The 8,029-nt window shown below is 37.5% G+C and carries 2 protein-coding genes; both read right to left on the minus strand.

All coding sequences use genetic code 11. The annotated features are described in order from the left end of the window. A partial coding sequence (locus tag HMPREF2697_RS08915; RefSeq protein ID WP_142350093.1) for a Spy0128 family protein occupies nt 1-6,202 on the minus strand: 6,202 nt, incomplete at its 3' end. A gap of 1,615 nt (nt 6,203-7,817) precedes the next feature. Beyond that, nucleotides 7,818-8,029: LPXTG cell wall anchor domain-containing protein (locus HMPREF2697_RS08920; RefSeq protein WP_142350094.1), on the minus strand; the 212-nt coding region annotated here is incomplete at its 5' end.

The raw sequence follows: 8,029 nt of genomic DNA on the forward strand, positions 1-8,029 counted from the left end.
CTTCTGGAGGAGTCACACGGTTGTTAAATTCTTTATCCGCAGGTTCTGTCACGTTTGTGATCAAGGCTTTCGCTGTACCATCATGAGAAACAGTAACGGTTACAACAGCAGCCATTGTATCGTAATCGACAGTTGCGTCTGTACCCTTAACCTCTGTTACAGTGTACTTGTAAGTACCTTCTTGACCCTTCTTGTATTTAAGGGCTGTAACTTTTTCACCAGCTTTATTTGTGTACTCTACAGGAGAGAATTTAATCTTACCAGCTGCATCGTTGGTTGCAGTTGCAATCACAACATTGTCACTGTCTTTCAACTCGAATGTGAATTCGCCAGCTTTAAGGTCACGACCTTCCAATTTCTTAGTGAAGTTGAACTCTACTGAGATTGGAACACTGTTAACACGTTTTTCAGTTGGTTTTTCAGGTTTTTCAACTTTCTTAGTTGTTGGGTTGTAGTAGTTAACAACTTGAGCCGCTTTGTTTTCGATATCTGCACCAGCTACAACATCGTCTTTCACTGTTGCTGGAATATCAAATTTATAGTAGCGTCCAAATTCAAACTTAGTTGTATCAATGATTTGAGTATTTTCAGCGTCGCCAAGTGACTTAGTGAAGCCAGCTTTAAGGTTAGCTGTAAGAACACCGTTGTTATCAGTGATATCGAACTTGTTAGTAACATCTGCACCAGTTACTGAATCGTAAACCTTGATATCTGAAGCATTAACATTCAATTTATCCTTATCGTAGTTATCTGTGATTCCTACTGTTTGGATATTGTCTTTGTTAGCTGCATCAAATTTAGTTGTATCCAACCAAACTTGGTAGTAAAGTTTAGATCCACGTTCAACTGACTTAGTATTTAAGTTTTCTTCTTCGTTGTTGTTTGTATTATCGACATATGGGTTTGTATTTGTTTCACCATATTTATCTGTCAATTCAGAATCATCATCAACGAGCTTAGTACCAGTGATATCGAATTTCGCTTTAGAAACAACGTATTTCTCTGGTTGGAACTTAGGTTCTTCAGGAGGTGTTACACGGTTGTTAAATTCTTTATCCGCAGCGTCTGTTACGTTGGCAACGATTGCTTTAGCTGTACCGTCGTGTGAAACCACAACTTTAACAGTAGCAACCATTGTGTCGTATTTGACAGTTGCATCTGTACCAGGAGTTTCTTCTACTGTGTAGTTGTAAGTCTTACCAAGATCATCGCGACCGAACTCGAGAGTCTTGAAGACAATCTTACCAGCAGCGTCATTCTTCACGCGTTCAACTTCAACGCCGTCTTTCTTCAATACGAATTCGAATTCGTTAGCTTGAAGTTCACGACCTTCCAAACGTTTAGTGAAGTTCATTTCAACTGGAACTGGAACACTATTAACACGTTTTTGTGTTGGCTTTTCTGGTTTTTCAACTGTCTTGCTTACTGGGTTGTAAACGTGAACTGTTTGGTTGGCTGTATTTTCAATATCAGCACCAGCTTTAACAGATTCTTTCACAGTTGCTGGAATATCAAATTTATAGTAACGTCCAAAGGCGAACTTAGTAGTATCGATAACAGGGTTGTTTACTTTATCTTTGATAAATTCATCTTTTGAAGTTGCAGTGATTGTACCGTTTTCAACTTTGATGTCGAATTTAGCAGTCACATCTGCACCAGTTACTGAATCGTAGGCTTTGATATCAGATGCGTTAACGTTCAATTTATCTGCGTCGTATGTATCAGATACACCAACGTATTGGATGTTGTTAGCTTCTGTGAATTTAGTAGTATCAAGCCATACTTGGTATACCAATTTAGAACCGCGTTTAACAGTCTTAGTATTCAAGTTTTCTGGTTCGTTGTTTGCAACACCATCAACATATGGATTCGCATTTGTTGCTGTGTACTCGTTACCAGGGACATCATCGTCGTCATCCATCAACTTGTCACCAGTGATGTCATATTTCTCTTTAGAAACGACAAATTTTTCTGGTTGGAATTCAGGAGTTTCAGGAGGAGTGACTTTGTTGTTGAATTCTTTATCTGCAGTACCGTCAGTAGCGTTACCGTTAGCGTCTACACCACCAGTTGATGTAACGTTTGTAACAGTAGTCAATGTGTGACCGTTCTTAGCAACTTCAACTGTCACTGTAGCTTTCATCTTATCGTAAGTCATTCCGAATTCTTTGTTTTCAGGAATCACTTCTTCTACAGTGTAAGTGTGTGTACCAACTTTAGTATTGTCAAATGACAATTCTGAGAAGGTTACGTTACCAGCAGCATCATTCTTAACAGTTTCAACGACGTTACCAGCAGCATCTTTCAATACAAAGCTAAATTCACCAGCTTTAAGTTCACGACCTGCCAATTTCTTAGTGAAGTCAAACTTAGTTACAACTGGAGAAACTACATAGTTGTTGAACTCTGTGTCTTCAGGCATTGTAACAGCAGTACTCAAGAGACCTGTAGCAGCATCTTTAGTAACTTTAACTTTCACTTCTGCGTTCATTGTATCGTAATCGATGTTTGTATCGTTACCAGCTTTTTCACGCACAGTGTAAGTGTGTTCACCTTCAGCACTGTATTCAATAGCATCAAATGTGATTGAACCATCTGCTGCATTTTTCTTAGTTTGAATAACGTTGCCGTTTTCAAGCAATTCGAATGTGAAGGCACCTGCTGTAAGCTCTTTACCTTCAAGACGTTTAGTGAACTTAAATTGAGCTTGAGTAGGAGCTGATGTGAAGGTATTGTTGAATTCTGTATCAGTTGGAAGAGTTGCAACAGCAGTAAGCGCATGACCTGACTTAGTAACAGTAACTGTTACGTTAGCTTTCATTGGGTCATAAGTCATACCTGCTTCAGTTCCTCGAACTTCTTCTACAGTGTACTTATGGTTACCAACTTGAGCATTTGTAAATGTCAAGGCATCAAATTTAACTTTACCGTTGGCATCATTTTGTTTTGTTTGAAGGACTTTACCATCTTTGTCTTTCAATACGAAGCTAAATTCGCCAGCTTTCAAGTTACGACCTGCAAGAGCTTTGCTGAAGTCAAATTGAGCAGTTACAGGAGCTACAACGTGGTTGTTGAAGATCTTGTCATCAGTACCAGTTGCTTCACCACCTGTTGAAGTCATTTCAGTCTTAGCAGCCAAAAGACCTGTAGTAGCATCTTTAGTAACCGTTACTTTAACTGCGATAGTCATTTCATCGTAGTCTACATCGGCATTGTTGCCTTTCACTTCTTTAACAGTGTAGTTGTAGACACCTTCATGGTCAAATGACAATTCGCTAAAGTTAATCTTACCGTTAGCTTTGTTGGTTACAGTTTCATTAACATTGTTATCACCAGTCAACGTGAAGCTAAAGTCACCTGCGTTCAAAGTACCATTTGAAAGTGATTTATCAAAGTCAAGGTTAACTTTAACCGCACCTGGTGTGAATGTGTTATTGAATTCTGTATCTGCTGGAAGAATGTTAGTTGCTTTAAGAACGTGGCCTTCCTTAGTAACAGTGATTGTTACTTCAGCTTTCATTGTATCGTAAGTCATACCAGCTTCTTTATTATCTGGGATAACTTCTTCTACAGTATACTTGTGAGTACCAACTTGAGTATTATCAAATGTCAAGTCATCAAAGGCAATAACACCATTAGCGCTGTTTTTCTTGGTCTGAAGAACATTACCAGTTGAATCTTTAAGAGCAAATGTAAATTCGCCTTCTTTAAGAGTACGACCTGCAAGAGCCTTACTAAAGTCGAACTTAGTCTTAACTGGAGCTACAACGTAGTTATTGAAAATTTTATCATCTGCACTTGATTTGAATCCACCTTCAGCACTGTATTTAACTGAAGCTTGCAAATCACCAGCAGCATTTTTCTCAGTTACAGTAACTGTCATTGTAACAGTCATTGCATCATAATCGACGTTTGTATCTGAGCCTTTAACCTCAGTAATTGTGTAAGTGTATACTCCAGCTTTGTTAAATGTTAATTTACTAAATGTAGCTTTACCATTTTGGTTAGTTACTGTTTCTTCATATGAAGGAACTGATTTGTTAGCTTGCTCTTCTTTAATCTTAAAGCTAAATTCACCATTAACAAGTGTGCGTCCTTCAAGTTGTTTTTCAACTTCTGGAGTCACTGTTACAGGTTCTGACTTCACATAGTAGTAGACTGTTGGCTTGTATGGCGTCAAAGAGTTGAGCAAGTCAACGTTAGTACCAATACCTCCTACTCCACGCTCTAATTGTGCGTTTGGAGAAAGGTGACCGATATTATCTCCCAAGAATGGTACAAATACTGTCTTATACGGAGTGTAAGAAGCATCTCTTTGGAAATCAAATGGAACATCCTTACCATTTGGATAGTTCGTTTTTGCCCCTGTTCTTGGATCAGTTACAGTGTGTGCAATCGTTTTAAGTGGTGTTTTCTTAACAACCAACTCTTCTTTGTTATAATCACCTGGTTTAATAGGCTTGGTTTCTGCTAGCAACATATAGCCATCAGTGTTCAATGTACCATCAGAACGTTTGTTTTGTTGTCTTGGATCTAATAAGTAAACACGAATAACAACAGATCCATCTTCTCCAACAATTTCTTTGATACGTTTTATTCCAGCACGATCAGCATCCATAAACTTGGTACCAACTGTATAAGGACGGCTAACATAACCAGTTGTTGAATCTGGAGTAGCTGTTTGATAAAGTTTGTAACCATCAAATTGACGTTCACCAGATGCTGTAAAGTGTTGTCCTTCCATCGCTTTCAGCGTGTAGTTGGCTAATGTTACTTCATTACCATTTGGTACATAATCTTGAACAGTTTTATCTGTTTTATTCGCATTAAATGAAGCATTATTTCTATCGACTACTCTATAGTAAGTTGATTTTTGAACAAATAATGGAATTTTAGCATTCGTATCTGTAATAGTACGACCATTATATGCTGGTTCTACAACGTTGATGATATCCGTTGAATTACGCGCAGCATAAACTGCATCATATAAAGCTTGTTCTGTAGGAGTTAGATTGTGTCCTGGAGCAACTAAAGCCTTGATACTTGCACCAACTTCATATCCAAGTTGGATAAACGGTGAATCTGTCTTCCCTGGTCCAGCACCTAAACCTTTATCGTAATCTACTTGCCAAGTTAACTCCCCATTAGAGGCTGCTTTGGTAGTCGTAAATTTTTGAATACCACTAGAAGCTGATACGGTTCTTGTTTCTACTACATTACCAGTGTTCTTGTCAACCAATTCAACAGTAGTATCTGTTGAAGCATCAAATCTCTTGTAAGCACGTGTATAGTAATTTGTATGGTAACGTTTGTTGAAATTAGTAAGATCTACGATACTATAAGTATAGTAGTCACCTTCTTTAGCTTGGTAGCCCGATGGCACTGTTTGAGATCGAACAGTTGCACCATTAGGATCTGTCATGTCTGGAGTAGCTTTTTCACCATCTTTAAGGTGAGTTTCTACAGAGACCGCCTCATAGTTGTGATCTGTCAAAGCACGTGTATTACGACGACGGCTACGACCTGTTGCCAAAGCACCAGCATTTGTGATATCACTAGCAGCACGGTCAAGTGTTGCACTACGGTCTGCAGCAGATCTTACAGAGTAAGTATTTGCTGTAACACGTGGGCTAACACTTGTAGCTTCTGCTGCGGTTTCGGCTGCTTCAGTATTTTCAGTTGCTGGAGCAGTTGTTGATGCTGTAGCTGAAGTGTTTGAAGCTGTTCTTGTTGAAGCTGGTGTTTCAACATTGTTGCTGGCTGTAGCTGTTGATGCTACTGTAGCTGGCTTAGTTGCTTCTGAAGTAGCTTTTTCTGTTGGCTTTGCAGCCTCTGAAGCTGGTTTAGAAGCTTCTGGTTTCGCAGTTTCTGTAGCTTGTTTGTCAGTTGCCTCTGCGGCAACCTTATCTGTTGTTGAAGCTTCTGGCGTCAAGTTAAATGTTGACGCAGTTGCCTCAGTTGAAGATACAGCTACAGTAGGATCTGCTTGAGCTGTTGATGCTGTATTCGTCTCAACCAGTTCTGAAGAACTTTCGCCCTCAACTGATGAACCAGGGTTTGATGAAGAAGCATCAGATGCTACGACTTCATCAGCCTGTGCAGTGTGAGCAGCAAAGAGTGCCGTTCCCAACAAGACTGAAGCGACACCAAATGAATATTTACGCAATGAAAAGCGCTGGCGCCTGTTGAAAATGTCTTTCATGTTTAAGTCTCCCTCTAAAAAAATAGTTAGTTATAGATACATGATTATAAGTTAATTCCCCTCATATCCATGATTCTTTTTCATTCTAACATTCTGACAATTTAGAGTCAAGTGATTAAACAATGTTTTTTTAAAAAAAGTTTAGTTGTCTGACAATTGTAAGAGTAACGTTGTTTACAAAAAACATAAAAACGTTAGAAACCTTTTATTTATAACATGTTAAGCGTTTTCTAAAATAAGACGACAATCACTGTTTTCTAATATTTCATTATATAAATTACGCTTTTCTAAAATAAATTAACTCGGATTACATTTGTTATTTTCTAATAAAAGCGTCAAAGATTCCAAACCCATCTCATGTTCCATAAATACTTGAATCACCATATATAAACAGAAGTAAGTTCTAAAAATAGTAATTTAAACCTATAATCCGAAAGAAATAATATTATAAAAATAAATTAACATCTTATAATATACACTATATTATTCTCACTTTGATCCATAATAATGGCAATATACGCACACAACCTCTCATTTCTTTCCCTTTTACACTCATATAGATATTTTTATCTTTAATGAAAATGGCATATACATCTAGTCCTAACCTTAGAATAACTTTATCCGTCTAAAATAATACTAACATCTTCTTCGTTTAACAGTATTTCTTCATTAACACTAGTAAAATCTTAAAGAAAGTTTGCAACAATCCAACATCCATAATTGCTCTCACCTGTTTAGCATACTAGTATTCAACTTAAAAAAGAGTCTCATAAGTTAGGATTAATAGAGAATGAGTCCTAGTATTTTCTAACTTCAAAAAATCAAAAGATAACAAAACCTGTGAGAAAAATTATGCCTACTAGTATCTTATTCAAATACAAATGAAAGAATAACCAACGATATTACGAAATAATTTCAATACTCAAATAGTACCAGTAATACATTTCTATCTTATAAGAGATCTTTGAGTACCCAATTACAAAGCAACTACCAGAAAGTCTCCTCCCTTTCCAATACTGTTAACTAATCGGACTACTAGATGTTATCTTTAATGTCGCTCCCTATTGCTTCTATGAAACTTCTACCTCCCATCATCTTAATCATAAAATGAGTAATGATAGTCTATTGAAAGTTCATAAGAGAACTTAAACTTTGATTTTTTCTGATTTCTCAATCAAAAAATGATGGTGTAGCCCCTAGATAAGATGCTTCTATTGTGACTGCAAGATTATCAAATTCACCATAACTAAATAGACAATAGCTCAAAGTCTTTTATCAGCTTCTACCATTACCCACATCATTCATAATATATTTTATTTGAAAGTACTAATCTACTGTCATGAAGAAGTTAATATCAATTTGAATCTGCTCATCTCTTGTGAGAGAAACAATCAGATCACCCTCCTCACACATGTCCATGTAATAAGTTAGCTAATTATAAAAAAGTTCCACAGCCCATAAAGACTTTGGAACTTCTTAATTGACTTCATTATTGGTCACTTACGATATTTTTAAGTGCCGAACAAAAAGAAGCCTGACCTTATTCGGTCAAGCCTCTCTTCTTGAAAACTGAAATAATCTTACTAACTATCTTATTTTTACGCCTATTATTATCTTAGTCTTCTTTTTTTCGTTTTCCTGCCAAACCAAGTCCAGCTGCCGCAAGGAGTCCTCCGAATGCCATTGCTACTACAGACTTGTTCTCACCAGTCTTAGGAAGACCCTGTTCTCTAGATACTTCTGGAGATGTCGGTGGTGTAACTGGTGGTACTACTGGAGTTGGTGGTGTCGGTGGTGTAACCGGTGGCACCACTGGAGTTGGTGGTG

Source organism: Streptococcus sp. HMSC064D12, from assembly GCF_001837205.1.
In the GTDB taxonomy this organism is placed as follows: Bacteria; Bacillota; Bacilli; order Lactobacillales; family Streptococcaceae; genus Streptococcus; species Streptococcus salivarius_D.